20 protein-coding genes are annotated in these 25,834 nt (G+C 70.0%); 12 read left to right on the top strand and 8 right to left on the bottom strand.

Annotation, left to right across the window (positions count from 1 at the left end):
• Positions 1-556: 556 nt before the first annotated feature.
• Both ectB and B4N89_RS37100 read left to right on the top strand, forming a co-directional pair.
• Positions 557-1,801 carry a diaminobutyrate--2-oxoglutarate transaminase gene (ectB, locus tag B4N89_RS37105; protein ID WP_078981555.1) on the top strand — a complete coding sequence of 415 codons (1,245 nt, stop codon included), beginning with the start codon at positions 557-559 and terminating at the stop codon, positions 1,799-1,801.
• 34 nt (positions 1,802-1,835) lie between these two features.
• Positions 1,836-2,765, top strand: a complete 930-nt coding sequence (locus B4N89_RS37100) for an ATP-grasp domain-containing protein (protein ID WP_078980969.1) — start codon at positions 1,836-1,838, stop codon at positions 2,763-2,765.
• On the opposite strand, the gene B4N89_RS37095 is transcribed toward B4N89_RS37100, so the two are convergent.
• Positions 2,722-4,110 (bottom strand): glutamine synthetase family protein, encoded by a 1,389-nt coding sequence (locus B4N89_RS37095; RefSeq protein WP_078980968.1) that lies wholly within the window; start codon positions 4,108-4,110, stop codon positions 2,722-2,724. The two genes, B4N89_RS37100 and B4N89_RS37095, sit on opposite strands and share 44 nt — an antisense overlap.
• A 314-nt stretch (positions 4,111-4,424) precedes the next feature.
• On the opposite strand from B4N89_RS37095, the gene B4N89_RS37090 reads away from it, so the two are divergent.
• The 6 genes from B4N89_RS37090 to B4N89_RS37070 all read left to right on the top strand — a co-directional run bounded on the left by B4N89_RS37090 (position 4,425) and on the right by B4N89_RS37070 (position 11,160).
• Positions 4,425-5,681 carry an ROK family transcriptional regulator gene (locus tag B4N89_RS37090; RefSeq protein ID WP_143658218.1) on the top strand — a complete coding sequence of 419 codons (1,257 nt, stop codon included), beginning with the start codon at positions 4,425-4,427 and terminating at the stop codon, positions 5,679-5,681.
• A 224-nt stretch (positions 5,682-5,905) separates the two neighbouring features.
• On the top strand, positions 5,906-6,124 hold the full coding sequence (locus B4N89_RS37085; protein ID WP_078980966.1) for a hypothetical protein: 219 nt from the start codon (positions 5,906-5,908) through the stop codon (positions 6,122-6,124).
• Positions 6,121-8,067, top strand: a complete 1,947-nt coding sequence (locus B4N89_RS37080; protein ID WP_078980965.1) for an albusnodin/ikarugamycin family macrolactam cyclase — start codon at positions 6,121-6,123, stop codon at positions 8,065-8,067. The genes B4N89_RS37085 and B4N89_RS37080 overlap by 4 nt, the downstream gene beginning before the upstream one ends.
• Positions 8,064-8,945: a lasso peptide biosynthesis B2 protein gene (locus B4N89_RS52020; RefSeq protein WP_235619167.1), complete on the top strand. Its 882-nt coding sequence runs from the start codon at positions 8,064-8,066 to the stop codon at positions 8,943-8,945. The genes B4N89_RS37080 and B4N89_RS52020 overlap by 4 nt, the downstream gene beginning before the upstream one ends.
• A gap of 228 nt (positions 8,946-9,173) precedes the next feature.
• Positions 9,174-9,338, top strand: a complete 165-nt coding sequence (locus B4N89_RS50250) for a hypothetical protein (RefSeq protein ID WP_161500952.1) — start codon at positions 9,174-9,176, stop codon at positions 9,336-9,338.
• A 571-nt stretch (positions 9,339-9,909) separates the two neighbouring features.
• Complete coding sequence (locus tag B4N89_RS37070; RefSeq protein ID WP_235619249.1) at positions 9,910-11,160, top strand: phosphatase PAP2 family protein; 1,251 nt, start codon at positions 9,910-9,912, stop codon at positions 11,158-11,160.
• A 202-nt stretch (positions 11,161-11,362) separates the two neighbouring features.
• Here the strand turns inward: B4N89_RS37070 and B4N89_RS37065 are convergent, their stop codons facing one another.
• The 3 genes from B4N89_RS37065 to B4N89_RS50245 all read right to left on the bottom strand — a co-directional run bounded on the left by B4N89_RS37065 (position 11,363) and on the right by B4N89_RS50245 (position 13,384).
• Positions 11,363-12,136: a S16 family serine protease gene (locus tag B4N89_RS37065; RefSeq protein ID WP_078980964.1), complete on the bottom strand. Its 774-nt coding sequence runs from the start codon at positions 12,134-12,136 to the stop codon at positions 11,363-11,365.
• Positions 12,137-12,276: 140 nt separating this feature from the next.
• Positions 12,277-13,017 (bottom strand): hypothetical protein, encoded by a 741-nt coding sequence (locus B4N89_RS50890; RefSeq protein WP_078980963.1) that lies wholly within the window; start codon positions 13,015-13,017, stop codon positions 12,277-12,279.
• A 64-nt stretch (positions 13,018-13,081) separates the two neighbouring features.
• The gene (locus B4N89_RS50245) at positions 13,082-13,384 is read right to left on the bottom strand and encodes a hypothetical protein (RefSeq protein WP_161500951.1); all 303 of its coding nucleotides are present in this window, start codon (positions 13,382-13,384) and stop codon (positions 13,082-13,084) included.
• Positions 13,385-14,086: 702 nt separating this feature from the next.
• Between B4N89_RS50245 and B4N89_RS37055 the strand changes: the two genes are divergently transcribed.
• Positions 14,087-14,404: an ATP-binding protein gene (locus tag B4N89_RS37055; RefSeq protein WP_321170744.1), complete on the top strand. Its 318-nt coding sequence runs from the start codon at positions 14,087-14,089 to the stop codon at positions 14,402-14,404.
• 556 nt (positions 14,405-14,960) lie between these two features.
• Here the strand turns inward: B4N89_RS37055 and B4N89_RS37045 are convergent.
• The 4 genes from B4N89_RS37045 to B4N89_RS37030 all read right to left on the bottom strand — a co-directional run bounded on the left by B4N89_RS37045 (position 14,961) and on the right by B4N89_RS37030 (position 23,236).
• Positions 14,961-15,611 carry a carbonic anhydrase gene (locus tag B4N89_RS37045; protein WP_078980961.1) on the bottom strand — a complete coding sequence of 217 codons (651 nt, stop codon included), beginning with the start codon at positions 15,609-15,611 and terminating at the stop codon, positions 14,961-14,963.
• 86 nt (positions 15,612-15,697) lie between these two features.
• Positions 15,698-18,178: a SpoIIE family protein phosphatase gene (locus B4N89_RS37040; RefSeq protein WP_078980960.1), complete on the bottom strand. Its 2,481-nt coding sequence runs from the start codon at positions 18,176-18,178 to the stop codon at positions 15,698-15,700.
• Between the two features lie 40 nt (positions 18,179-18,218).
• Positions 18,219-22,502: a HAMP domain-containing protein gene (locus B4N89_RS37035; RefSeq protein WP_078981551.1), complete on the bottom strand. Its 4,284-nt coding sequence runs from the start codon at positions 22,500-22,502 to the stop codon at positions 18,219-18,221.
• A 248-nt stretch (positions 22,503-22,750) separates the two neighbouring features.
• Entirely contained in the window at positions 22,751-23,236 is a 486-nt protein-coding gene (locus B4N89_RS37030; protein WP_078980959.1) for a polyketide cyclase, read from the bottom strand.
• Between the two features lie 278 nt (positions 23,237-23,514).
• Here B4N89_RS37030 and B4N89_RS37025 point away from each other — a divergent pair, with 278 nt between their 5' ends.
• The 3 genes from B4N89_RS37025 (at position 23,515) to B4N89_RS53495 (ending at position 25,154) form a co-directional block, all read left to right on the top strand.
• Complete coding sequence (locus tag B4N89_RS37025; RefSeq protein ID WP_078980958.1) at positions 23,515-23,931, top strand: PRC domain containing protein; 417 nt, start codon at positions 23,515-23,517, stop codon at positions 23,929-23,931.
• 134 nt (positions 23,932-24,065) lie between these two features.
• Positions 24,066-24,248 carry a YegP family protein gene (locus B4N89_RS37020; RefSeq protein ID WP_078981550.1) on the top strand — a complete coding sequence of 61 codons (183 nt, stop codon included), beginning with the start codon at positions 24,066-24,068 and terminating at the stop codon, positions 24,246-24,248.
• 168 nt (positions 24,249-24,416) lie between these two features.
• A complete protein-coding gene (locus B4N89_RS53495) occupies positions 24,417-25,154 on the top strand; it encodes an STAS domain-containing protein (protein WP_414646461.1) in 738 nt (245 codons plus the stop codon).
• Positions 25,155-25,834 lie beyond the last annotated feature (680 nt).

The raw sequence follows: 25,834 nt of genomic DNA, 5'->3' as shown, positions 1-25,834 counted from the left end.
AAGTCGTGGGCGTACTCGCGTTGAACGCACAACACCTCGCAGCGTTCACGGGTGGTCGTCTCGAAGCCGCGCAGCACGTCGACCGGCGCGGACCGCTCGGCCGGGTCGGTACTCGCCGCGTCGCCCACCTCGCCGACGTCAACGCCGTGCTCGACCCCGATCGCAAGAGCGTGGTCTCCCACGCCACCGGACGGCGGCCGACCCAGCCGGCGGGCAACGGGCCCTCGGCTGCGGGGAGTTGGGGCGGCGTTTCGTCCTCGTCGTCGGCCGCTCCCCGGACCGGGGTGGGAATCTCGTTCGCCGGTACGGCCCTGGCGGGGCTTCGGCACGCCGGCCCGCGCGGTTTACGGGCAGGCTCGCTCACCCGCAGCCCTTGGGCGGTCAGGGGCCTCACTCGAATGGGGTAGTGCGGCGAGCGGGGGCAACCGGTTGGTACCAGTCTGGGAGGTGCCCCTGCGTGTTGATCGCCGCCGCGGCCTTTCGCCGGTTCGTTCCGGCCGGCCGGCGGACGGACCCCCGGCTCCGCCCGGTGTGGGTAGACGAAAGGTGGCCCATCATGAGCGTTTTCGAGAGGCTGGAGTCGAACGTGCGGAGTTATTGCCGCACCTGGCCCGCCGTATTCGATTGCGCACAGGGCGCTCGGCTCACGGACGAGAACGGTCGGTCGTACCTCGACTTCTTCGCCGGTGCCGGTTCTCTCAACTACGGCCACAACAACCCGGTGCTCAAACGCGCGCTGATCGAGTACATCGAGCGCGACGGCATCACGCACGGCCTGGACATGGCCACCACCGCCAAACGCGCCTTCCTGGAGACCTTCGAAGACGTGGTCCTGCGGCCCCGCGACCTCCCGTACAAGGTGATGTTCCCCGGCCCGACCGGCACCAACGCCGTCGAGGCGGCGCTGAAGCTCGCCCGCAAGGTCAAGGGACGCGAGTGTGTCGTCTCCTTCACCAACTCCTTCCACGGCATGTCGCTCGGAGCACTCGCCGTGACCGGCAACGCGTTCAAACGCGCCGGGGCCGGTATCCCGCTGGTGCACGGTGCGCCGATGCCGTTCGACCACTACTTCGACGACACGATTCCCGACTTCCTGTGGTTCGAGCGCCTTCTGGAGGACCGCGGATCGGGGCTGGACGTGCCGGCGGCGGTGATCGTGGAGACCGTGCAGGGCGAGGGCGGCGTCAACGTGGCCCGCGCCGAGTGGCTGCGCGCGCTCCGGGACCTGTGTCGGCGGTACGACATACTGCTCATCGTCGACGACATCCAGATGGGCTGCGGTCGCACGGGCGGGTTCTTCTCCTTCGAGGCGGCCGGTATCGTCCCGGACATCGTCACCGTGTCGAAGTCCATCAGCGGTTACGGTCTGCCGATGTCGCTCTGCCTGTTCAGGACCGGGTTGGACATCTGGCAGCCGGGCGAGCACAACGGGACCTTCCGGGGCAACAACCCGGCCTTCGTCACCGCCACCGCCGCCCTGTCCGCGTACTGGACGGACGATCGCATGGAGAAGCAGACGCGGACGCACGGCGAGCGGGTCGAGGAGTTCCTGACCGGCCTCGACGAAACGGCCGCCGGCAACGCGAAGGCCCGCGGCCGCGGCCTCGTCTGGGGGCTGGAATTCGCCGACGACACCCGGGCCGCCAAGGTCTGCTCCCGGGCCTTCGCACTCGGTCTGCTGCTGGAGACGTCGGGCACCCGGAGCGAGGTCGTCAAACTGCTGCCGCCGCTCACGATCTCTCCCGACGAACTGGGTGAGGGCCTGGACATCCTCGGCCGCGCGGTCGACGAAACCCGGTGACCGGAGGCTCCCGAGCGCATCAAGAAGGAGAATCATGCTGCGCGTTGCCCTCGCGACATGCGATCTCGACGAGCCGGACAAGGATCTCCCGCACACCGCGGCCGCGTTGGAGCGGCTGGGCGTGCAGGTGGTGCCCGTGGCGTGGGATGCCTGGGTGATCTGGAGACGATTCGACGCGGTCGTGCTGCACTCGACCTGGGACTACCCCCTGCGCTACGAGGAGTTCCTCGCCTGGGCCGCCAGGACGACCGGCGCCGTGCGGCTGTTCAATCCACTGGCCATGGTCGGATGGAACAGCGACAAGCGCTACATGAGCGACCTGGGCAGGGACGGTGTGCCCATCGTGCCCGGCACGTGGACGTACCCCGGGCACCCGTGGGCGCCACCCGACGCGGAGGAGTACGTGGTCAAGCCGTCCATCTCGTGCAGCGCCCGGGACACCGCCCGCTACGGCCCCGGACCGACCGAACAGGCACGAGCCCGCGCCCATGTGGAGGCACTCCATCGGCAGGGCCGCACCGTGCTCACCCAGCCCTATCTGCGCTCCGTCGACGCGCACGGTGAGACCTCGCTGATGTTCCTGGACGGCGCGTACAGCCATACCGTTCGACGCGGCGCCGTGCTGCGCGTCGGTGCCGAGATCGCCGAGGAAGGGCTGTTCACCACGGCCGCGGTGGAACCTCGTACACCCGATCCGGCCGAACTCGCCTGTGCCGAGTCGGTGGTGCGGTCCGTCTCGCGACGCTTCGGCACCCCCTTGTACGTGCGGGTGGACCTGGTTCGCGGGCCGGACGATCTGCCGTTGCTGCTGGAGTGCGAACTCATCGAACCGTCCCTGTTCCTGGAGCACAGCCGGCCGGCCGCCGACCGCCTCGCGAGCGCCCTGGTCGGGCGCCTGGAGGCGGATGCGCGGACCTGCTTCAGCAGCCCTCCTCGCCGTACATGGCGTGCTCCCAGTCGGTGACCGCGCAGCAGAAGCGCTCCCACTCCAGTGTCTTCAGGCGCAGGAACAGGTGGGCCAGGTCCGCGCCCAGGCCCCGGGACGGGACCGGGTCGTCGGCGAACCGGTCCAGTGCCTCCTTCAGGGTCGTGGGAAGCGCCCCGAAGGGCGTCGGGCCGGTCGTATCGCGATCGCGGGGCGGGCCGGGGTCGATGCCGTTCTTCAAGCCGTCCTCGATCGCGGCGATCAGCACGGCGTGGGAAAGGTAGGGGTTGACCATGGCGTCGGGCGTCTTGATCTCGAGCCGTCCGTTGTCGGGCAGGCGCACCGCGCAGGTCTTGTTGTCGAAACCCCAGTCGACCCGCGCGGGAGCGAATCCGCCGTCGTCGCACAGCCGTTTGTAGGAGTTCACCGTCGGTGCGAACACCGCGGTGCTCGCCGCCGTGTGGGCGAGGATGCCACCGAGTACGTGCCGCCCTCTCGGTGTGAGGTGCAAGCCGGCGACGGCCGGGTCGACCAGGATGTTCCGCTCCCCCTCCCACAGGCTGACGTTGTGGTGGCAGCCGTTGCCCAGCTCGCCGTTCGCCGGTTTGGGCATGAAGCTCACCGTGACGCCCAGCTCGCGCGCGACCTGGCGGCAGACCTGCCGGTGCAGCATCAGCCGGTCCGCGGTGTGCTCGGCGAGGTCGAACATCCAGTTGAGTTCGAGTTGCCCCGGTCCCTCGCAGTTGCCCTCGCTCATGTCGAGCCCGAGCGCGCGCCCGTACGCGATCACCTTCTGGTACACCGGCCGCAAGCGCTCCATCTGCTCGATCTGCAACAGCGGATGCGCCATACCGGATCGGTGCGATGTCGCGACGCCGGGAACCGACCAGGTGACCTCGGGCTCGCAACCGGTGCGCATCCGCAGCCCCGTGCGGTCGCGGAACCCTTCGTGGACGCGGCGAAGATTGCCGCGCGCGTCCAACGGCACCGGCCGGCCGCCCGTTTCCCCCGGAGCGTGCGCCGGCTCGTACATCCGGCAGAAGAGGAAGCCGGTGCGCGTGTCCCAGGGCAGCACGCCGAAGCTGTCCAGGTCCGGAAGCATGACGACCTCGCCGCGCTCGGCGTCACCCGACAGGATGCCGCCGCCCCGGTCGACCTGGAGATCCGCGATGAACCCGGGGTGGGCCCGGACACCGTGCTCCGCGACGCGCGCCAGATGTCCGGCCGAAACCACCTTGCCGACCACGCGCCCGGTCAGCGTGACGACCTGGCAGTAGACGAACTCCACCCCGGCGTCGGCGATCCGCGCCCGCACGTCCGCCAAGACGGCCGTATCGGCGTTGGCCTCACGGTGTCTGTCCAACTCGGTATCGGCCGATGACATCAGGGCAACCCCACTTCATGACAATTCATGGCGAAATCGACGATTCGAACGCTAGCGCAGACACGACGACGGAACGCGAAGCAAGGTTCGGCGCGTCGGAACGTCCGGCGGGCGGGCTGTGCCGGCGGATGCTCGGGTATGACCCGTGACACATTGCTCCAGGAGTGACGTCGCTCATTTCGCAGGATTCGACGGTTCGGTCCGAACTCCCTCGGGATACGAAATGAAGCATTAACCTGATTCCCGGGCGCAAGTGTCTTTACTGTGAACGGTCGCCGACGCCTCGCCCGTTCGCCGACCCACCGGGGGGATTCGTGGCAGATCTCCGTACCCTGCTCAGGGCGGGCGACGCCGGCAATCGTCGCCGGGTCCTGCAAGCCCTGATGATCCGCGGCGGGAACCAGACCGACGTGGCGAAATACGCCGGTATCGCGGCGGCGACGGCGGGCAACATCCTCAACGCCCTCGAGGGCGAGCAGGTGGTGCGGCGCCAGGCTTCCGGGCGCGAGCAGCAGGTGAGCCTGCACCCGCTGACCGGTGTCGCGGTGGGTATCGAACTCGGGTTCCAGCGCACGTCGGTGGTGGCACGGCGCGTCGACAGTCCGTACCTGGCGCCGGTCGGCAGGCAGGACGACGTGGGCGCCAGGCACGGGGTCCAGGCGTGGTCGAACGCGGTGTTCGCGGCGGTGACCGGACTCGCGGAGGAACTGGGGGAATCGCTGGACGACGTGGCGACCGTCGGGCTGGCCGTGCCCGGCGCGGTCGACCCGCGCTCCGGGCTCCTGACACCTCCGGTCTTTCCGCTGTGGCGCGATCAGCCCGAGCCGCGCGCGGAGTTGGAGCGGCTGCTGCGCGACAAAGCACGTCCCGGTACGCTGCGCGGCGAGTTGCGCGTCGCCATGGACAACGACGGGACGCTGGGCGCTCTCGCGGAGAGTGTGCACCGCCATCCCGACGCGGAGATCCTGCTGTGGATCAAGGGGTCGACGGGCGTGGGCGGCGGGTTGGTCGTCGGCGGTCAGGTGATCCGTGGCGGCAGCGGGTCGGCGGCGGAGATCGGGCACATCGTCGTCGATCCGGACGGCGACTACTGCCAGTGCGGCGGACGCGGCTGCCTGGAAACCCTGATCGGGGCGAACACGCTTGTCCGCAACGTGCGTGCGGGGCTCGGACAGTTGCCGGTCGCCGCGCAGCCGACCGACCTCTACCAGATCGCCGACAAGGCCCGCGCCGGCAACCAGGTGTGCCTGCGGGTCCTGCGTGAGGCGGCGTTCCACCTCGGCCTCGTGCTCGGCAACGTGTGCAATGTGCTCAACCCGAATCTCGTCCTGCTCGGCGGAGCGCTGGGTTCCGCGCACGACCTGATCCTGGCGGACTGCCGGTCCGCGATCGACCGCACCGCACTGGCCGCGGTCCGCCTCGACGCGTCCCGTCCCGAACTGGTGGGACCCCGCGAGCCGGAGGCGAAACACCCGCGCTTTCGTCTGGAGCCGAGTCGGCTCCCGGAAGCCATTGCCCGCGGCGCACTCATCCTGGGGATTCAGGGCGCGGGTTTTGCCGAGAAGCGTTGATTCTGCGGCGGAATACGTTTCAGGCTGGGCGTTGACGCCTGTCCGTGGGGTTCGATTCATTCATTCCGGAAGGTTCCTGTCGGGGCCGGCCGTCCGGGATTTCCCGGTCCCACCGACGTGGGGTCGAAAGTCGACCGCCGCTTGTATGGTGGACAAAACGTTTCGCGGCCCCCGAGCGGACGAGTCGAAGGCTGGGCAGAATGCGCAGGGTTGACGACGCTCTCATGCCGGAACCACCGGAACCACCGGAGCCTTCCGCGCCGGAATTCGCCGACGACGCGGCGGCGAACGACGGGCCCGTGGAGTCCGCACCATGCTCCGGTGACCCGCAGACCGGTGCATACCGGGATCCGATGGTCGTCGCCGTCGGCTCGGTGCGCCGGGCCACCAAGGGCAGCGCCGCCAGCGGCAGGGCGGACGCGAATTCGCAGTTCTACTGGTGAACCCGTCTCCCGCGACGGCGTACGGCGACGCCGCGCCCCCCGAGGTCGGCGCGGCGCCGGGATTCGTCGTCGCGATCCGAGAGCGGGCCGCCCGGTCGCCTGCCGAACCCTCGACCGCCCCCGAATCGTTGGGGCTGCCCGGTGCCCCCGTGTGGTCGGCCCTGCCGGGGCTGCGCGTGTACGGGGCGTGGCGGCCGGGGCAGGTGCGCTCGGCGGCGTACCGCAACGTGCGCATGGTGGTGTTGGGGCAGTGCCTGGTGTCCGACGACGGGCTGGCGCGCGACCTGCGCGACATGGTCGAACACGAGGGGATCCGGGGTGACGGGGTCGAAGGCCGCGTGGATCGCGGGCTGGATCGGCCCGGCGCCTACGTATGCATCGTGGCCACCCACGGCGGCGTGAGCATTCGCTCCGATCTTGCCGGACAGTACCCGGTGTTCGTCTCGCGCGCCGGGGGATGGGCGGTCGCCGCGTCGCACGCACACCTCCTGGCCCGGTTGCACGGCCGCGAACCCGACGCCACCACCGCCGCCGCGCGGATCGCCTGCGCGCACGTACCCCCGTTGTGGGCACACCGATCATCCTTCCACGACGTCGAGCGTGTACCGGGCGGGGCGGTTCTTCGCCTGCGGCCGGGCCTGCCGCCCGCGGTACAGGGCACCGACAGCCCCTTCGGTACCGACCCCCTCGTACGCGGCGCGCGAACGCTGCGCGACGCGCTGACCGAGGCCGTGGCCGCCCGCCGCGCCGCCGGCGCCGTGGCAAGCGACTTCAGCGGCGGACTCGACTCGACCACACTGGCGTTCCTGGCGGCGCGCTCGGGGGACGGGACGGTGACGGGCGTGACGTACCACCACCCGGCCGCTCCGGCGGGCGACCTGGCACATGCCCGGCGGTTCGCCGGACTGGACGACCGGCTGCGCCACATCGTGGTCGAGGGCCGCCACGACACACTTCCGTTCGACCGGGACGCCGACCCGGAGCGGCGGACGCACACACCCGCCACGTGGTGGACCGACGACGAACCGGTGCCGGGGATGCTCGCGCGCAGACGGTCGTTGCTGCGCCTGGCCGCCGTCGGCGCGGTCGACTGTCATCTGACCGGCGAGGGCGGAGACGCCGTGCTGGGCGCGCCTCCCGCGTATCTGGCACACATCGCGAGCCGCGGGCACGCGCGCACGCTTGCCCGGCACTGCCTGGCACAGGCCCGACGCCACGACACCTCCGCCGCGGCCTTGGCGGCGCAGGCGCTGCGCACGGCCGGAACATCGGCCGCGGAAGCGCTCTTACGCCTGGCCGTCGCACTGCGGTCGGGGACGATCGCCGAGGGCCCCGCCTCGTGGATCGACGGCGTGACGTGGTGGCCGCCGGCCGGCGAGGCCGTGTCGTGGCTGACACCGGCGGCGCGGGGCGCGCTCGCGGATCGGGCGGAACGGGCGGCGTCCGAGGACAAGCGCCACCTCGACGGCGGTGGGCCGGCCGTGTACCTGGCCACCGCCGTCGAACTGCGCCATTCCGCGGACGCGCAACGGCACTTGCGCGAACTCGGCCATCGGCACGGCGTCGACGTCCACGCGCCGTTCCTGGACGACAGGGTGGTACGCGCCTGTCTGGCGGTCGCGCCGCAGGAGCGCGTCGACCCCGCGGGCGGCAAGCCGTTACTCGCGGCGGCGTTGCGCGGCACGGTGTCGTCCACCGTGCTCGGCCGCCGTACGAAAGGCGACTACACGCGCGAGGAATATCTGGGCGTGCGGCGGGCCGAGCCGTGGCTACGGGGCCTGTGGGCGGACTCGGCACTCGCGGACTCCGGCGTCGTCGAACCGGCGGCGGTGCTGCGGAGTCTGGCGCGGTTCACCGCGGGCGTCGCGGTACCGCTCGGCGCGTTCCGCCAACTCGTCGCCACGGAAGTGTGGTTGCGCGCCCGGCGGGAGGAGCGATCGTGAGGATTCCCGCGCACGTGCACCACGAGACGATGCCCGGGGGCAGCGTGGTCGTGCTCAACCGCGCCGACGGCCAGTGGTATGTGCTCAACTCCGGTGCCGGAGGCTTCTGGCACTGCTGGTCGTCCGGACGAAGCCTCGCATGGAGCGTTGACGCCGTCGCGCAGCGGCACCCGGACCGACCGCGCGAGCACATCGCCGCGGACGGCGCCGCGCTGCTACGACAGTTGACCGCCTTCGGTCTGGTGGAGACCGATGCCGAGGGGCCCAGCGGGTCGGCCGCGGCCTCCCCGTCGACGACCCGCGGGTGGGCCGCCCGCTTCGGGTCCGCCGAGCATCCCCCGTGGGCGGAGCGGCTCCGGCCCGACGGGGGGCGCCGGCGACGCGCGGAACCGCTCGCGGGGCCCGGCCGGGCAGGGAATCCCCCGCGAAGCGCGGCTGCGACGCCCGTCCCGGACGCCGCGATCCCCGCCCGGCCCATGACCTCAAGGCGCCCGGTCCTCGGTCCACCGGTCGCCCTGCTCGGCGCCGTGCTCGCCGTGCGGCTGCCCTTCGCCGTCGTACACCGCGCGGTGCACGCGACCCGGGCTCGATGGGCCTCGATCCCGGAGGACCCGCGCCGGGCCGAGGAATTCCTCGCCGCCCTGCGCCACACCGCGCGTTGGTTCCCCGGGCGCGCCGCATGCCTGGAGATCTCCCTGGCCGCCGTCCTGTTGTCCGCCGCACACCGACGACGCCTCGACTGGTGTCTGGGAGCCGCCCCCGATCCGTTCCGATTCCACGCATGGGTGGCCTGCGACGGCGCCGCGGTCGCCGCCTCGCTCTCCGCGCCGGGGGAGGACGGCGAGCCCCCGCCCTACCGCGCGGTCGTGACGATCTGACCGCCCCACGGTTCGGATTGGCGGTTTCGCGGCCCGATCGAGGGCACCGAACGTCGAATCCGTATTCCCGCCGTATCTCGCACATCGCGTCCGATCATCCGGAATTCGACGTCGCTCGCCCCGATTTCTCCTGCGCCATCATGCCTACCTCGCGCCGGAACGACGTACCTACGCTCCCCACACGGGTCGGTACGGCACCGGTCCGGGTGTTCGAAGGAGCGAGGACACATGAGCGAGAACAAGCGGGGGCGACGAAAGCCCTGGATCACGATCGCCGTCGAAGCCGACTTCACCATCGGCAGGCGCCAGATCGTCCGCGCCGCGAAAATCCTCTGCGGCCTGCTCGTCGCGGCCCTGCCGATCCTGCTGCGGGGGCTCGGCCTGCTGCCCTGAAGCCCGTGTTCGGGTCCGAGCGGGGTGGGCGGCCCGGTAGGCGGCGAGTTCCGGGGTCGGCCCCGGCCCGGTCCGGTCTCGCTGCGCATGGGTCCTCGTTCGCCGGCTCGGGCACATCGGCCGCGGCACACGGTGCTCCGTCACCGCCCGCCGGTAGCCGCCCCGCTCGGTGAACACCACCTTGCCCACGTGGGAGGGCCTGGCCGACTTCACCGAAGCCCGAAGTCCGCGACCACCCCGCCGGGATCCGGTTACGAACCCCAACCGCCCCTCAAACGCGCCAGAAACGCCCCGGCCCGCTCGGGAAGGCTCCTCGGACGGCGCACGGCGACCGGGGCCCGCAACCGATGTGCGCACCGCGTTGAACGCCCCCGAGAGCCCCGGGGCCGGGGCGGCCGCGATACTGGAGCACGGCTTCAGTGCGCTGGTGGACTTTGATCCGTTATTCAACTCTCATAAATTGGCCAAGTAATTGACACACATAATATCGCGAATATCCTCGCGAATAAGTCGCAGAATCAGGGTCGCCGTGCAGCGCAGGCCGCAGGCGGTTCCGTTGATCGCAGTGGGCGTGGCGGTCCTCGGATTTCTCGTCACCATGGAGATGTTCGCACGTCACTACGGTCTACCGGGGCCGATCACCGCTCAAGCGCGCGAGGTGGTATTCGCCCCCCGTTCGGGGCAGCTGCTGTATGCCGGTTTGACGCTGATGATGGTGGTGCTCACCTGGCGGCAACGGCTTGTCGCGGTGAGCGCGGCAATCGGCATCGACATCGTCTTCTGGCTGGTGCGGTGGGCCGTCGACGCCAGAATGAACTACGGCAACGGCGCGTTGTGGGTGATTTTCGGCTGTGCGATTCTTGCTCTCACGCGCCGCACCGGTCGGGAACGCGTCCTGATGCTGAAGGGCGCCGGACTGGGGCTGCTGCTGGTGGCAGGCCACAAGACGGGCGCCACCTGGCTGCTCATCACGTCGGAGACCCGCCCGACCGTGCTCGACCAGTACGTGGCGACCGCCGATCACGCGCTGGGTGACCCGTCGTGGCTGGCCGGCCGGATGGTTGCGGCCACCGACCCGATCAGCTCCCATGTCCTCGGCACCGTCTACGGCCAACTTCCCCTGGCGGCGGCCGTCGTCGCGCTGTACCAACTGCGGAACGTGGTGGTCGAGCGCCGCTTCCCGGGCCATCATCTGGTGCGCACCTTCCTGGCCATCGGCCTGCTCGGGCCGAGCATCTACATGATCTTCCCGGTGGTCGGACCGGTCTTCGCCTACGGCCCCGACGGCGGGCTCTGGGCGATGGCCGACCTGTGGCCGAACACGCCGCCGTCGATGAGTACCCCGCTCCCGATGCAGTTCGACGAGATAACACCTCGCAACTGCATGCCCAGCCTGCACACGGCGTGGGCCACCATCATCTTCGTTCACTCTCGCAAGGGCTCGCGGTTTATCCGATTCGCAGGAACGTTTTGGCTGATTGCCACACTCGCGGCGACCCTGGGCTTCGGCTACCACTACGGCGTGGACCTTGTGGCCGGTGTGGTCTTTGCGCTCACGATCGAAATCGCAACGCGCTCGCTCGACCGCGGCTGGGACTGGCAGGGAATTCGTCTGATCATCCACGGCGCGACGGTTTTCGCCGCGCTCCTGGTGTCGTACCGCTATCTGCCGATGGAAATGGCGAGATACCCGTGGTTGTTCGGACCACTGCTCATTCTGGCGATGGCCTCGGTCATCTACGCCTATGTGCGGACCACCAATGTGTGGGACCCGAAGGCCGCGCCGCCGGAGCAACTGGGACCGCAACTCCAACCGGCGTGATCGCCGTTCGCCCGGTCACGTCACCACCGATCGTGTGTCAGGTGGTTGCCGCACGGCTCCTGGACCATCGATTCCAGGGGCCCGCGCGGACATGAGCGAGGGTGCCCGGTCTCGGTGTGCGACGCGGAGACCGGACACCCTCTCCGGGGGCGCGGCAGCGTTCGCGGCCGTCACCGACGAGTGAGCCCGCCCGGAGGCGAAGTCAGCACGACGGCACTTCGGCGCCTCCCTTGGTGAGCGCGTTCAATGCGTCCACCGCGCCGGAGAGGGATTCGACCGGGACCAGTCGCAGGCCGCCGCTCCCGGCTCGATCGGCTTCGGCGCATTCGCCGCGTGGCAGGACGAACACCGTTGCCCCGTCTCGCTTCGCGGCCAAAAGCTTCATCGGGAGGCCGCCGATCCTGCCGACCCGGCCCTCGTCGTCGATCGTCCCGGTCCCGGCGATGGTGCGTCCGCCGGTGAGATCGCCCTCGGTCAGCTTGTCCACGATTCCCAGCGCGAGGAACAGCCCCGCGCTGGGGCCGCCGACCTTCCCGGTATGGAAGGTCACCTCGATCCGATCGGGCGAAGCACCCAGGTACTTCAGGGCCGCGACGGTCGCGCTGTCCTGCGCCTTGGTCATGTCCCGAAGATTTGTTTCGACGACCTTCTCGACCGATTTTCCGTCCGGGTACACCGACGCCTTCGGCACCACCGCCTCCTCCGTGTTCCACCACGCGTGCAACAGAGAGCCGAGGTAGTGCTTTTCGCCGCGTGCGCCGACCCCGATCGTGGTCAACAGAAGGTGTCCGGTGGTCGGGTACACGGGGGAGGGGCCGGAGATCCGGATCGTGGGACCGTCCGTGCTCTCGCCGAGCGTGTCGAGCGTCGCGGACGGACGGATCACGACGTAGGGCATCGGCACCAGGAACGCGAAGCCGAGCGCCACCAGGACGAGGAGCGACGAGATGGGACGGACGAGTTTGCCACGGGTCATGTCGGGCCATTGAACACGCCGCGATCATGCTTCGTTCATCCGGCCCCGGCGAGGACCGTCACATCCCCGCCGCCAGGGCGCGGACCCGCCGTGACGGGCACCTCGCGCCAGGGTCGGTCGCCGAGGGCCCCGACGATCGGCTACAGGCGGGAACGTGGGCTTCGATTGGTTCGCCGGGGTGGCCGGGTGAGGGTGATCTGGCGGACGAGTTGGTGCAGGCAGGCGGTCATGGCGATGGCGGGGAGAGTGGCGGTGACGATGCCATGGGGGTTCTTGGGCGCGTCGGTGACGGCGAGCGCCATGGACAGGCCGGCGAAGGTGATGGCCACGATCCAGGCGTGCACCGCTCGGTGATAGTGGAGGCTGGAGCGCACGATCGACAGGCAGGCCACGATCCATGGGCCGTGGACGAGCACGGGCCACCAGCGGGCGGTGCCGCGTTCGGTGGCGGCGGCGTGGCGCAAGGGTTCCAGGGTAACTGCCGCGCCGAGGAGGCTGATCGTGGTGACCAGGACGATGGTGGCCGCGACCATGGTGTGGCTGAGCCGGTCCAACGCCGTCGCACCGGTGGCCGGTTGCCGGGCCGGCTTGCCGGTCGTCGAGGTACGGCGGCGGTGACCGACCGGGGTTCCGATCCCGACTGTGGGAAGCGCGTCGGAGGCGGCTGTGGGCGCGCTCGAAGCGGGTCGTTCCAGGAGTCGGGCGAGCTCTGCCTCGAACCGCCGTTCCTCCTCCGCCGCTTCGGACCCGGAAGAGGCGGCGGAGGGCGCGCCCGTTTCGAGCGTCGGCCAGTCCTCGGGGCCGAGAAGCGGGGGAACGGCGTCGTGCGGAGTCGGGATGGTGGGCGAGTGGGAGAGGTCGTGTCCGAAGCCGTCGTACATGTTCCTCACTCGTTACTGTGTGCGGTGAGCGGTTCGAACAGGTGTCGCCGAAATATTCCGGGCGTCACGATTGTCGGTTGCTCACGATGTCTTCGAGGCGGCGCGAGAACGCGGCCGAGATCATCACCATCGAAAGGGCGAATTGCTCCATCTCGATGGTGCAGTGGCGAAGTCGAACACATTCTCCCGATCGCACCAGATGAGCGTGCGGTGCCCGGTTGAGCAAGGTGGTCGCGCGGGGGACGAGCATCCATTCCCCCAATGGAAAGGAACGCCTCGCGCTCGCGAGAGGAAACGTGAAGGCGGCGGATCCGTAAAGTTTCACACTCGGGAAACGATGAACACCATCGGAACGGATGTGCGCCATAGGGGTGATTGATTTCCGGTGTCCTTGTTTCTTACGGGTCCTCGGTGAGCCTTGTGCACGGGCTCGCCAGGCGAGACGTCGGCAGAGGGGAAAAGAGTTCCCGTCGTCATGGTGCCTAGCGGGCGGATGTCATTCTGCCGGAGCCGTCTCTCTTCGTGCCGGGTGACGACTCCGGATCGCCTTCTCTCCTTGCCGCACGGACACCCTACTGAGAATGCCTCGCCGGCCACACAACGATCGTTATCTTTCAGCCTTCCGGCGTAAGGATTTACGGCCGAAAGGGTGGGTGTAACGGCCGGGTTCCGGTCCCGGGTATGAAGAGCCTCGATCCGTCCTTTCATCCTCTTACCCCTTATGCGGAGACCGTGCCTCGTTTCCGGAGCCTCTGCGTCATGGCAACGGCAATGGGCGTCGAGCTCGGCACGACCGATCACGGCCGTCCTTCCGGCGGCCGCGCAGGGTTGCTCCGGAGCGGATCGACCGAGCCGCAAGCGAGCTGCCCGGCTGGGCCATGGCCGAGTTCGCGCGGGCTTCGCGTGCAAGGCGCAGTCACGGGTAGGCGTTTCGGGACAAAGACGCGGCGAAAGGGCAATCATGGCCGAGGGTATGCGCGCGGTGGGGTGGGCGAAGGCCTTCCCCGTGAGTGGCGGGGTGGAGGCGGGACGGCGATGGACACGAGAGCACCTCGCGTCCCTGGAGTGGATGCGGGATGCTCCCGAGACCGTGGACGATGTCGTCCTCGCCGTTTCCGAACTGCTGACCAACGCGCACGTACATGCGCACAGCACCGCGCATCTCGTCCTGTCATGGGACAGACGGTGCCTGCACGTCTACGTCAGCGACACCGGACCGGGGCTGCCAACCCCACGCGATCACGACACAACAAGGGTCTCCGGCCGCGGACTTGCCATAGTCGATGCGGTGGCGGACGAGTGGGAGACGCTCACGCACGCCGGTGGCAAGGCGATATACGCCTGCTTCCGTCCACCCGGGCAAACCGACCCGCACGCCGCGAGCTGACAGCAGGCTCGGGGCGTGCGTCGAGGCTCTGCGTGCACCACCGGGCCGGCGCGGCCCGCACGCCCGGGATGACTGAACCCCGAGCATCCGGGCAGAACCGCGACGGTGGCGTGAGCGGGTCCACGCTTCTCGAGCGGATCGGGCCGGCTCACGGAATTCATGTCGAGACCGTGAGGTGTGAGCAATGGACGAGCCGGAACGCCGTACGACGGTGACCCGACGTCGGCAGGCTCAGGAGGACCGGCGCCGGAGGCGGACCGTGTTCCTTCGCGAACTCGTGGAGGCACGCGCCCTTCGGGAGCGCGTCCGACCGCGACACACACGCAACGAACGCCTACGACAGATGATGCGAGCCCGCACCTTCCGCTACTGACGTCCTTCGCCTCCTGCCCGGCCGTCACCGAGCAGGAGAGAAGCGGTGGGCACGGTCGACTCCCACGACGCGGTGTGCGCCGTGTGCGACGCGCATCTCCCGTGCCGCACGGGCGACGTCACGCGCCCCGACGCCTCCCGACCGGCCGGCATCGCCCGGTCGGGACGCGTCGGGAGTCGCGGTTCAGGTGGCCGGGTTCGGGACCCTCGTTTCGGCGGGCAGGCCGTGGGCCGTGACGAGCCGGGCGCTGCCGTCGGCCAGCCGGTAGGACAGGCCCACCACGGCCGTCCGTCCTGCGGCGACGCGCTCGGCGAGTTCTCGCGAGCGGTCCAAGAGGAGGTCGACGCTGTGCCTTATGTGCTCGGCGATGATGTCGTCCTCGTGGGTGAGCCCGGCCGCGCGCGCGGCCAGGATGCTGGGAGTCACGCGTTCGATGACGTCGCGCACATACCCGGTGGCGGCGACGCCGTCGCTCACGGCGGCACGGGCGGCCGCGACCGCGCCGCACGAGTCGTGCCCGAGCACCACGACCAGCGGGCAGTCCAGGACGCTCACGCCGTACTCGATGCTGCCCAGCACCTCCGGACCCGCCACGTGGCCTGCGGTGCGTACGACGAACAGGTCTCCCAGGCCCCGGTCGAAGATGATCTCGGCGGCCAGACGCGAGTCGGAGCAGCCGAAGAGCACCGCGAACGGCCGCTGTCCGGGTGCGGTCTCCGCGCGGCGCGCGGCGTTCTGATTCGGATGCCGAGGGGCACCGGCGACGAACCGCCGGTTGCCGGCCAGCAGCAATTCGACGGCTTCGGACGGGGTCGGGGTAACGGCGTCGGTCATGATCGCAGACTACGACGAAACCGCTCGCCAGGGTTGCCGGGGTCCGCAATGAGGACACCCGGCTGCGCCGTGTCGTCGGGCGGTTCTCAGGTGATCTGGATGCCCACCACGCAGGTGTCGTCGTCGGTGTCGGCGCGGCTGTGGGTGAGGATCCGGTCGAGGCGGTCGTCCAGGGTGGGAGCGCCGGCGTGCGCGGTGGACAGGAGTTGGGCGAGGGAGCTTTCGAGGGAGTGGTCGCGGCGTTCGATCAGGCCGTCGGTGTAGAGCAGGAGGGTGTCGTCCGGGTCGAGGCGGATCTCGTCCTCGTCGTAGGTGGCCTCGGCGAACGCGCCCAGGAGGGGTCCGCTCAGCAGGGGCAGGTGGTGGGCGGTGCGGTCGCGGATCCACAGAGGGGGCAGGTGCCCCGCACGGGCCCAGCGCATGGTGCGGCTGCCCGGGTCGTACAGGGCGCAGATGGCGGTTGCGGTGACGTCGTCGGTCAGGTGGTGGGTGACGGTGTTGAGCCAGGTGAGCAGTTGCGCGGGGCCGGCGCCGGTGATGGCCAGGCCGCGAAGCGCGTTGCGCAGGACGATCATGCTGGTGGCGGCGTGGATGCCGTGGCCGGCGACGTCGCCGACGCACAGCAGAACCTGCTTGGACGGCAGGACGAGGGTGTCGTACCAGTCGCCGCCGACGGCGGTGTCGGATTCGGCGGGGCGGTAGCGCACGGCCACATGCAGGCCCTCGGCGTTCAGGGGCGCGTGGGCGGGCGGCATGATCGCGTGCTGGAGTTGCCGGGCGAGGCGGTTTTGTTCGCCCACCTGTTGTTCGCTGTGCGCGAGGCGGTCGCGGGTGGCCGCGAGGGCCACTTCGGTCCAGTGCTGCGCGGACACGTCCTGGTAGGCGCCGCGGATGGCCAACAGTCGGTCGTCGGCGTCCAGGACGGGTTCGGCGACGATGCGGATGCGTCGGGTGACGCCGTCGCTGCGTTCCAGGCGGAAGGAGACGGTGGCGTGCCGGCGCCGGTGTACCAGGGTGTGCAGGAATCGGGTGAGCGCGGCGGTGTCGTCGGGGTGTGCGTGCCGCGGCAGGTCGGCCAGGGCCACGGGGATCGCCGTGGTGGGCAGGCCGTGCAGGGTGAACAGGGAGTCGTTCCAGGTGACCGCGCCGGTGGTGAGGTCTTCCTCGAAGCCGCCGATGCGTCCCAGGCGTTGGGCATGTTGGAGCAGGCGGGCGAGACGGGCCGCCTCCTGTTCGATGCGCCAGATGAGCAGGATGGCGTTCGCGTGCCGGCTGACGGCGACGTCGGCTATCGCGTCGAGGCGGACCTGGTCGACGAGGGCGGTGAGCGTGACGCTTTCGGCGCGGTAGGACTCGCCGGTGGCGTGGACACGTTCGACGATGTCGTACAGCCCGCCGGGGGCGGCGGCCAGGGGGTACGCCTCCAGGAGCAGGGCGCCGTTGATCCGGTTCGCCGGGCGTCCGGCGGGGTCGAGGAAGCGGGCGTTGACGTGGTGCACGCGGAAGTCGACGAGTCGCTGGTGTTCGTCCAGGTGCGGGACGAGGACCAGGGCCGGGTCGTGGAGGCTGTCTGCGATCTCGACGAGGTCGACGGTGGCGGAGTGCTCGGCGGTGGGGTCGCTCGGTGCCGGGTGGGTTTCGAGGGTGTGCGCGCACAATTCGGCCAGGGCCTCGATCTGGCGGCGCAGCCGCGGAGATTGCTCCGGCAGCGGGTGTGGCCAGCAGACCTCCAGGATGCCGAGGACGCGCCCGCCGGTGCCGGCGGGCACGGCGGCGCGGGCGCCGGTGAGGTCGTGTCGGCCGATGGAGGGTGTCCCGGCCCGGGACAGGGCCGGGGTCCAGGTCCAGTCGAGGTTGGTGAGGGCCTGGCGGGCGATGGTCGCGACGCCGGGTGGGACGTGTCGCCAGCGGCCGGCCTCCTGCTCGGTGAATCCGGCGCTGCCGGCGAGGGTGAGGGAGGCGTCGGGGGCGACGGCCCAGACGGCGACGGCGGTGGCGCCCAGGGGGGTGAGGGCGTGTTCGAGGAGGGATTGGGCCGCGGCCTGGGTGTCACCGGCGGCGCATGCGCCGCTTTCGGCGGTGCGCAGGCGCATGCTCACGCTCCCCGAGGCGCCGGGCGTGTCGGGGGCGGGCGCGGCGGTCTCCGCCACGAACTCGCAGGCGGCTTCGGTGAGGCGGTCCGCAGCGGTGCGGTCGAGGATGTCGGCGGCGAGTTCCATGACGGTCACGCCGGCGTGTTTGGCCAGGGTGGCGAGTTGTCGGGCGGCCTCGGTGGGGCTGCAGCGCAGCCGTTCCATGAGGATGCCCTTGGCCGTCTCGATCAGTGCCCGTCCGTCCGCCTCGGCGTGTGCGGCCTGGATCTCGCGGCGCAGACGTTCAACGGTCGAAGCGAGGCGACCCAGCTCCGGTGCGGTGTCGGACGGCGTTTCGAGCGAGCCCGCATTGGAGGCGTCGGTACGCGCGGCGACCAGGGCCGCGCTCTCGTCCACGGATGTGGGTTCCGCGGGGCCGGCACCGGCCTGGAGTGCCGGGACCGACGACTCGTGCGGAGACGAGGAGTTGTTCACAGGACTGTTCGCTCCCGAGACGGTGGTGGGGACGGCGGGCTCAGGAGGGGGCGAGGTGGCGGCGCAGGACGGCGAGGAGGTCGTCGGTGTCGACGGGTTTGGTGACGTAGTCGCTGGCTCCGGCGGCGAGGCTGTTGTCGCGGTCGCCGGGCATCGCCTTGGCGGTGACCATGATGATCGGCAGGTCGGCGTGCCGGGCCATGCGCCGGATCTCGGCGGTTGCGGTGTAGCCGTCCATTTCGGGCATCATCACGTCCATCAGGACGAGGTCGATCTCGGGGTGTTCGACGAGGGTGGTGATGCCTTCGCGGCCGTTCTCCGCGTGCAGGACGTTGACGGCGTGGAGTTCGAGGATGTTGCTGAGCGCGTACAGGTTGCGCGCGTCGTCGTCGACGATCAGGACGGTGCGGTCGGCGAGGGCGCCGTCGACGGTGGGTGCCGCATGGTGGCGGCGTTGCGCGGGGTCGACGAGGGGCAGTACGTCGCCGGGTTGCTCGGCGGACAGGTGCAGCGCGATGCGTTCGCGCAACTCGTCCAGACCGGACAGCAGTTCCAAAGGCCTGGTGTCGGCGCGCGACTGGAGCGCACGGGCCTGTTCCCGGGGAAGGCGGCGGGTGTTGTGGGCCAGGACGGGCACGTTCGCCGACGCGGGGTCGGCATCGAGCGCGTCGAGCAGGGCCAGCGCCTGGCCGCCGGGCATGTCCAGGTCCAGGACCACGCAGTGACAGGGGACTGTCGCCAGCGTACTGGCGGCCTCCTGCGCGTCCACGACGGTCAACACCTCGACATCGACACCCGTGAAGTGCGTGTCCGAGGTGATGTCGGCGACGGCGCTCATCGTCACCAGGCCCAGCAGACCCTGGACGCGTTCCTCGACCACGAGCACGCGGCGGCCGCCGGGCCGGGGGGATTCCTCGCTCGCCCGTCGCAGGGGGTGGGTCTCCGTGGCGGAGGCGGTGATGGCGATGGTCTGCGTCTCGGGTGGCGACGCGGCGGCGCCGGTGTGCACGGCGGGCAGGTACAGGGTGAAGGTGCTGCCCTGTCCGGGGGTGCTGTCGGCGGTGATGGCGCCGCCGAGCAGGGTGGCGATCTCGCGGCTGATCGACAGCCCGAGGCCGGTTCCGCCGTACTTGCGGCTGGTGGTGCCGTCGGCCTGTTGGAACGCGCCGAAGATCGTCTCTAGTTGGTGTTCGGCGATGCCCACCCCGGTGTCGCGCACGCGGAAGGCCACCACGACGTCGCCCCGGTGCACGCCTTCGGGGATCTCGTTGTCGGCGGCCCGCTCCGTGCGCAGCGCTATGTGGCCGCGGTCGGTGAACTTGACCGCGTTGGACAGCAGGTTGCGCAGGATCTGCCGCAGGCGTGAGTCGTCGGTGAGCAGGTCGGCCGGCACGCCGGGGCCGGTGACGATGTCGAAGGTCAGGCTCTTTTGCATGGTCATCGGCCGGAACGTCGCCTCGACGTAGTCGAGGAGTCGGCGCAGCGACACCCGTTCGGTGTGCACGTCCATCTTCCCGGCCTCGACCTTGGACAGATCGAGGATGTCGTTGATCAGTTGCAGCAGGTCCGAGCCGGCGGAGTGGATGATGCCCGCGTATTCCACCTGCTTGGGGCTGAGGTTGCGGGTGGGGTTCTGCGCGAGCAGTTGGGCGAGGATGAGCAGGCTGTTGAGGGGAGTGCGCAGTTCGTGGCTCATGTTCGCCAGGAACTCCGACTTGTACTTGGACGCGAGCGTCAACTGACGGGCCCGGTCCTCCAGTTCCTGGCGGGCCTGTTCGATCTGAAGGTTCTTGGCCTCGATGTCGCGGTTCTGCGACGCCAGGAGCGCGGCCTTGTCCTCCAATTCCTCGTTGGAGTGCTGGAGTTCCTCCTGCTGGTGCTGCAATTCCTCGGATCGCACGCTCAGTTCGCCGGCCAGGCGCTGGGACTCGGCGAGGAGTTCGTCGGTGCGGGCGTTGGCGACGATGGTGTTGACGTTGACGCCGACGGTCTCCATCAACTGGTCGAGGAAGTCGCGGTGTACGGCGGTGAACGCGGTGATCGACGCCAGTTCGATGACCCCGAGCACCTGGTCCTCCACCACGATCGGCAACACGATCAGCGCGGTGGGCGCGGCGCGGCCGAGACCGGAGGAGATCACGTAGTCGGCCGGGATGTCGCTCACGGCGAGGGTGCGCCGGCTGCGGGCGGCCTGGCCCACCAGCGTGCGCCCCGGCGGGATGAGCGAGGCGTGGGCGTCGTCCACCCCGAGCCCGTACGAGCCGATCAGGCGCAGTCCGGTTCCCGTCCCGCCGTCCTCGGCGAGGTAGAAGGCACCGTATTGGGCGGAGACCAGGGGGGTGAGTTCGTCCATGACGAGTTCGGCGACGACCGCCAGGTCGCGGTGGCCCTGCATGAGCGCGGACACGCGGGCGAGGTTGGACTTGAGCCAGTCCTGTTCCTCGTTGGCGCGGGTGGTCTCGCGCAGCGACCCGACCATGGCGTTGATGTTGTCCTTGAGTTCGGCGACCTCGCCGGAGGCGTCCACGGTGATCGACCGGGTCAGGTCGCCCTCGGCGACGGCGCTGGCGACCTCGGCGATCGCGCGGACCTGGCGGGTGAGGTTGCCGGCGAGTTCGTTGACGTTCTCGGTGAGCCGCTTCCACGTGCCCGAGACGCCCTCGACCTCGGCCTGCCCGCCGAGCCGGCCCTCGCTGCCGACCTCGCGGGCCACGCGGGTGACCTCGGCGGCGAAGGAGGAGAGTTGGTCGACCATCGTGTTGATGGTCGTCTTCAGCTCCAGGATCTCCCCGCGGGCGTCGACGTCGATCTTCTTCGACAGGTCGCCGTTGGCCACCGCGGTGGTGACCTGGGCGATGTTGCGGACCTGCCCGGTGAGGTTGTTCGCCATCGAGTTGACGTTGTCGGTCAGGTCCTTCCACGTTCCGGCGACATTGGGCACGCGGGCCTGACCGCCGAGGATGCCCTCCGTGCCGACCTCGCGGGCGACGCGGGTGACCTCGTCGGCGAACGCGGACAGGGTGTCGACCATGGTGTTGATGACCTCGGCGAGGGCGGCGACCTCGCCCTTCGCCTCGACCGTGATCTTGCGGGAGAGGTCGCCGCGCGCGACCGCGGTGGCGACCTGGGCGATGGAGCGCACCTGACCGGTGAGGTTGGACGCCATCACGTTGACGTTGTCGGTGAGGTCCTTCCAGGTACCGGAGGCGCCGCGCACGGTGGCCTGGCCGCCGAGGTTGCCCTCGGTGCCGACCTCGCGGGCGACGCGGGTGACCTCGTCGGCGAACGCGGAGAGCTGGTCGACCATCGTGTTGATGGTCTCCTTCAACTCCAGGATCTCCCCGCGCGCGTCCACCCGGATCTTCTGCGACAGGTCACCCTGTGCGACGGCGGTGGTCACCTCGGCGATGGAACGCACCTGCGCGGTGAGGTTGTCCGCCATGACGTTGACGGATTCCGTGAGGTCCTTCCAGGTGCCGGAGACGCCCTTGACGTCGGCCTGTCCGCCCAAGCGCCCGTCGGTGCCGACCTCGCGGGCGACGCGGGTGACCTCGTCGGCGAACGCGGAGAGCTGGTCGACCATCGTGTTGATGGTCTCCTTCAACTCCAGGATCTCCCCGCGCGCGTCCACCCGGACCTTTTGCGACAGGTCGCCGCGCGCCACCGCCGTGGCGACCTGCGCGATCGAACGGACCTGGGACGTGAGGTTCCCGGCCATGAAGTTCACCGAGTCGGTCAGGTCGCGCCAGGTGCCGGAGACGCCCTTGACGTCGGCCTGTCCGCCCAAGCGCCCGTCGGTGCCGACCTCGCGGGCGACGCGGGTGACCTCGTCGGCGAACGCGGAGAGCTGGTCCACCATCGTGTTGATGGTGTTCTTCAGCTCCAGGATCTCCCCGCGCGCGTCCACGGTGATCTTCTGCGACAGGTCGCCCAACGCGACCGCCGTCGTCACCTGCGCGACATTGCGCACCTGGTCCGTGAGGTTCCCGGCCATCGCGTTCACCGAGTCGGTCAGATCCGCCCACGTCCCGGACACGCCCGGCACGTGCGCCTGCCCGCCCAGCGCGCCTTCCGACCCCACCTCCCGGGCCACCCGCGTGACCTCGGAGGTGAACACGGCCAACTGGTCGACCATGCCGTTGAACACATCGGCGATCTCGCCCATGAGACCGTCGCCGCTGCCGGGCAACCGGGTGCCGAAGTCACCGTCGCGCACGGCGGTCAACCCGGCCAGAAGCTGCCGCAGTTCCCCGTCCTCGACCGGCTGTGGCGAGTGTCCTCCGCGCGCGGTGGGTACTCCGCCTGTGCCCACATCTTCGGTCATCGCACCCTCGCCTCGGTCGCCGATCGCGATCGTTCGTCGCGCAGAACCCCGCGGAAGGCCGACGCCGACCGCGCCGTGGCACGAGCGGTCGGGCCACGGCAACACATTATCCGCAGAGCGGCATGGCGAAGTGCGAGGTCTCGGCCGACGGGTGCGTCCACCCGCAGCCGGTGGGGGCGAGCGCGCCGTCCCCGCCGAAACCCGATGCCACGACCACCAGGCATCAGGTCGTCCGGATCGCGGGCGTCCTATCCGCCCGACGCGAGCGGCTGCTCGACGGTGCGGGCGAGGATGCCCAGGGTGGCGCGCAGGGCGGCTTCGGGGATGACCGGGAAGACGCCCTTGTCCCGGTACGCCTCGTCGATTTGGCTCCAGTCGTAGTAGGAGGTCACCAGGGTGCCGCCCTCGGTGTCCGCCTCCAGCCGGTAGCCGTACAGGTGTCGCAGCGGGGGTTGGATCACACCCCTGATCGTCCACTGGATGTGGGCGTCCCGCTCGAACTCGGTGATGACGACGGTGACGTCGTACCTGCCGAGGGGGTAGTCGTTGAGCGCCTCGCGGTCCATGTGGACGACGAACTCGTCCCCCACCCCGGTCACGGTGCCGCCCTCGGCGGACTGGAGCATCCCTGAACTGTCGATCGCCACGTGCCCGCGCGGGTCACACAGCACCGCGAACACCGCCGCGGGCGCCACGGAGAATCTGCGCCGCACTTCGAAACGCTCAGTGGTCATGGGCGCCATCCTCACACAACCGGGTGAAGCGTCACGGGCCTGGTGCGCGGGCCGATCCGAGGGCGTCGCGCGCGTTCACGACGACCCGGCGAGGCGTCGGGGCGGCCGCCGGAAGGCATCCCGGGCAGTCTCGAAAGCCGTTCCTTCCCTGCGACGGGTGTGGAGTGGGTGCGGCGGGGCAGGCGTGCGCCGAACCATTGCACGGACGAGTCCCGGGCGGCGGGGGCGGGTTGCCGTCCGCCGTGGGGGTCGTCGTCGATATCCGAGGAGGGTTTCTGTTGAGTACCGGGGACAATGTGTGGGGTCACCGTCGCGAGTCCGGTTACACCGCGGGTACGAGTCTGGCCGGCTACAAGGTCGATGCCACCGACGGTCACATCGGCAAGGTGGACAAGCACAACGACGAGGTCGACGCGTCGTACCTGGTGGTGGACACGGGGGTGTGGATCTTCGGCAGGCACGTGCTGCTTCCCGCGGGCACGATCGAGAGCATCGACACCGAGAACAAGGTCGTCCACGTCTCGCGCACCAAGGAAGAGATAAAGAACTCACCCGAGTTCGACAAGGACAAGCACCTGGACGACCACGACCACCGCGCCCGTACCGGCGACTACTACGGCAACACGGCGCCGGGCGCGCCGGGCGTTCCGGGCACCCTGGGCGCGCCGGGCACCGGGCCCGCCGGCATGCCGTAGTCGGCGTCCGGCGTCGCGTCGGGAGCGACGTTCGGCGAGGCCGACGTGCTCGGACGTTCCTTTGTGACCTGTATCCGCGGGGACCGGCGTCATCGACTCGGTGCCCGCACGAACCGAGAGGCCGGGTGAATCCCATGGCAGGCAAGTTCGAGGTGTACACGGACAACGGTGGCAGGTTCAGGTTCCGGCTCAAGGCGGGCAACGGCGAGATCATCGCCACCGGTGAGGCCTACGAGACCAAGGCCGCCTGTCTCAAGGGCATCGAATCGGTGCGGACCAACGCGGCCGACGCCAGGGTCGACACCCTCGACTCCTAACCCCGCCGAGTCCGCCGCGGCCGGACACGCTCAGCACCACGTGGGGTGGAACAACACGGCGCGGGCGAACAACCGTCCGCACCCGCATGCGACATTGCGGCCGTGCGACACGGCCACACCATCGAGTACAACGATGTGGACCTCCCCGATGAGCAAGGCGGCGATCCGATGAGCGTGGCCGAATCAGACCTCGTTTTGACCGTGCATACCCCACGTCCGGGTGCCGTGGTCGTCGACGTTCGCGGACATCTCGACCACCACACCGCACCCCGACTGCGCGGACGCGGCTTCGAACTGATCGACCGAGGGCTCCACCATGTGGTGTTGAACCTGGCCGGTTTGCGGTTTTCCGACTCCACCGGCCTGGCCGTCCTGGTCGCCCTCCACCACCGCACCCGCGCCCACCGGGGCAGCATCGCCGTCGCGGCCCCACCCGAGCGCTTTCGCAGGATGCTGCGCGTGACCGGCCTGTCCCTCGTCATCGCCGAACACGACGACGTCGACCACGCACTGGCGGCGATCGAAACCGACGACGCCCCGGCCCGCTGCGCGGCGGCCACCCCGGCACGGACGGACACGGCCAAGCCGCCCGACCCCGCCCCTGCCGGGGGCCGGGGCCGCGGTCCGCCCCTGGAACGTAGGACGGCTTCTCGGCTTGCCCGTCGACCCTTCGTCAGCACTTGGTGCTTCCGGCGAGACGGGTGTGTTGGTCGGCGAAAAGGCGGCCTGCAGCGGCGGGTCGGGGAGGGGGCTCGGGTTGGGGCTGCCGGGCTTGCGTTCCCGAGTGGGTCGGGTGTCCTCGGCGGGCGTTGCGCCTTGGGTTGCGTGGGTTGGTGCGGGGTCCGTCCGAGTCGGTGGTGGGTGGCCGTCGGCGTTCGGGGCTCCGGGGCTGGGGATTTCCGGTGAGGCGCGCGTGTTGCTCACCGAAAACCGGCCGGCGACGGGGGTGGAGAGGGGGCTCGGGTTGAGTTCTCCGGGTCGCCTTTTCGAGTGGGCCGGGTGTTTCCGGCGAGCGGTGGCGTGTGGGTGACGAGGTTCACGAACCCGGATTGCGTGGGGTGCCGGAGCCTCGATGTGAGAGAAAACCGCAGGTCAGCGCGAGCGGTGGCGGTTTCGGGTGCCTCGGGATCCGGTTTCGGCCCGTTGGGCACTTTCGGTCTCCTCCTTGACGGCCTCTGCGGGGTCGCGGCGCCCGAAGCCCGCCCCGGCTGGGCAGTTTCAGCCTCCTCGCCGGCGCCGAGGTGATCGGAGCGCCCGGAACCGGCACTCGAAGCCCGGTTTTCCGCCCCGTCCCCACAAAGCCGCAGGTCACCGAAGTTCAAAGCCCACAATCATTCATCGCGATCCGGTTTCGAGCCTGAACTTCCCTCCCAACGACCTCGAGGCGCCCCGACCCACTCGGGGACGCAAGCCCGGCAGACTCGACCCGAGTCCCTCTCCCCGGTCCGCCGCCGCAGGGCGCTTTTTCGCCGAGCAACACGTTCGTCTCGCCGGAAGCCCTCCCTCGTGGAGCCTCGAACGCCGGCGGCGGCCCACCACCGACTCGGACAAACCCCGCACCAGCGAACGCCTGCGCGCCCCCTCGA

Source organism: Embleya scabrispora, from assembly GCF_002024165.1.
GTDB classification, from domain to species: Bacteria; Actinomycetota; Actinomycetes; order Streptomycetales; family Streptomycetaceae; genus Embleya; species Embleya scabrispora_A.
Note: the sequence above shows the minus strand (reverse complement) of the source record. Positions and strands in the feature narration are given on the sequence as shown.

Bases quoted from the DNA above. Each gene is read 5' to 3' on its own strand.
- ectB (WP_078981555.1), top strand. From the start codon at position 557: ATGAGCGTTTTCGAGAGGCTGGAGTCGAACGTGCGGAGTTATTGCCGC.
- B4N89_RS37055 (WP_321170744.1), top strand. From the start codon at position 14,087: ATGCGGGATGCTCCCGAGACCGTGGACGATGTCGTCCTCGCCGTTTCC.
- B4N89_RS37095 (WP_078980968.1), bottom strand. From the start codon at position 4,110: ATGTCATCGGCCGATACCGAGTTGGACAGACACCGTGAGGCCAACGCC.
- B4N89_RS37065 (WP_078980964.1), bottom strand. From the start codon at position 12,136: ATGACCCGTGGCAAACTCGTCCGTCCCATCTCGTCGCTCCTCGTCCTG.
- B4N89_RS37045 (WP_078980961.1), bottom strand. From the start codon at position 15,611: ATGACCGACGCCGTTACCCCGACCCCGTCCGAAGCCGTCGAATTGCTG.
- B4N89_RS37085 (WP_078980966.1), top strand. From the start codon at position 5,906: ATGCCGGAACCACCGGAACCACCGGAGCCTTCCGCGCCGGAATTCGCC.
- B4N89_RS50890 (WP_078980963.1), bottom strand. From the start codon at position 13,017: ATGTACGACGGCTTCGGACACGACCTCTCCCACTCGCCCACCATCCCG.
- B4N89_RS53495 (WP_414646461.1), top strand. From the start codon at position 24,417: ATGAGCGTGGCCGAATCAGACCTCGTTTTGACCGTGCATACCCCACGT.
- B4N89_RS37020 (WP_078981550.1), top strand. From the start codon at position 24,066: ATGGCAGGCAAGTTCGAGGTGTACACGGACAACGGTGGCAGGTTCAGG.
- B4N89_RS50245 (WP_161500951.1), bottom strand. From the start codon at position 13,384: ATGGCGCACATCCGTTCCGATGGTGTTCATCGTTTCCCGAGTGTGAAA.
- B4N89_RS37100 (WP_078980969.1), top strand. From the start codon at position 1,836: ATGCTGCGCGTTGCCCTCGCGACATGCGATCTCGACGAGCCGGACAAG.
- B4N89_RS50250 (WP_161500952.1), top strand. From the start codon at position 9,174: ATGAGCGAGAACAAGCGGGGGCGACGAAAGCCCTGGATCACGATCGCC.
- B4N89_RS37035 (WP_078981551.1), bottom strand. From the start codon at position 22,502: ATGACCGAAGATGTGGGCACAGGCGGAGTACCCACCGCGCGCGGAGGA.
- B4N89_RS37030 (WP_078980959.1), bottom strand. From the start codon at position 23,236: ATGACCACTGAGCGTTTCGAAGTGCGGCGCAGATTCTCCGTGGCGCCC.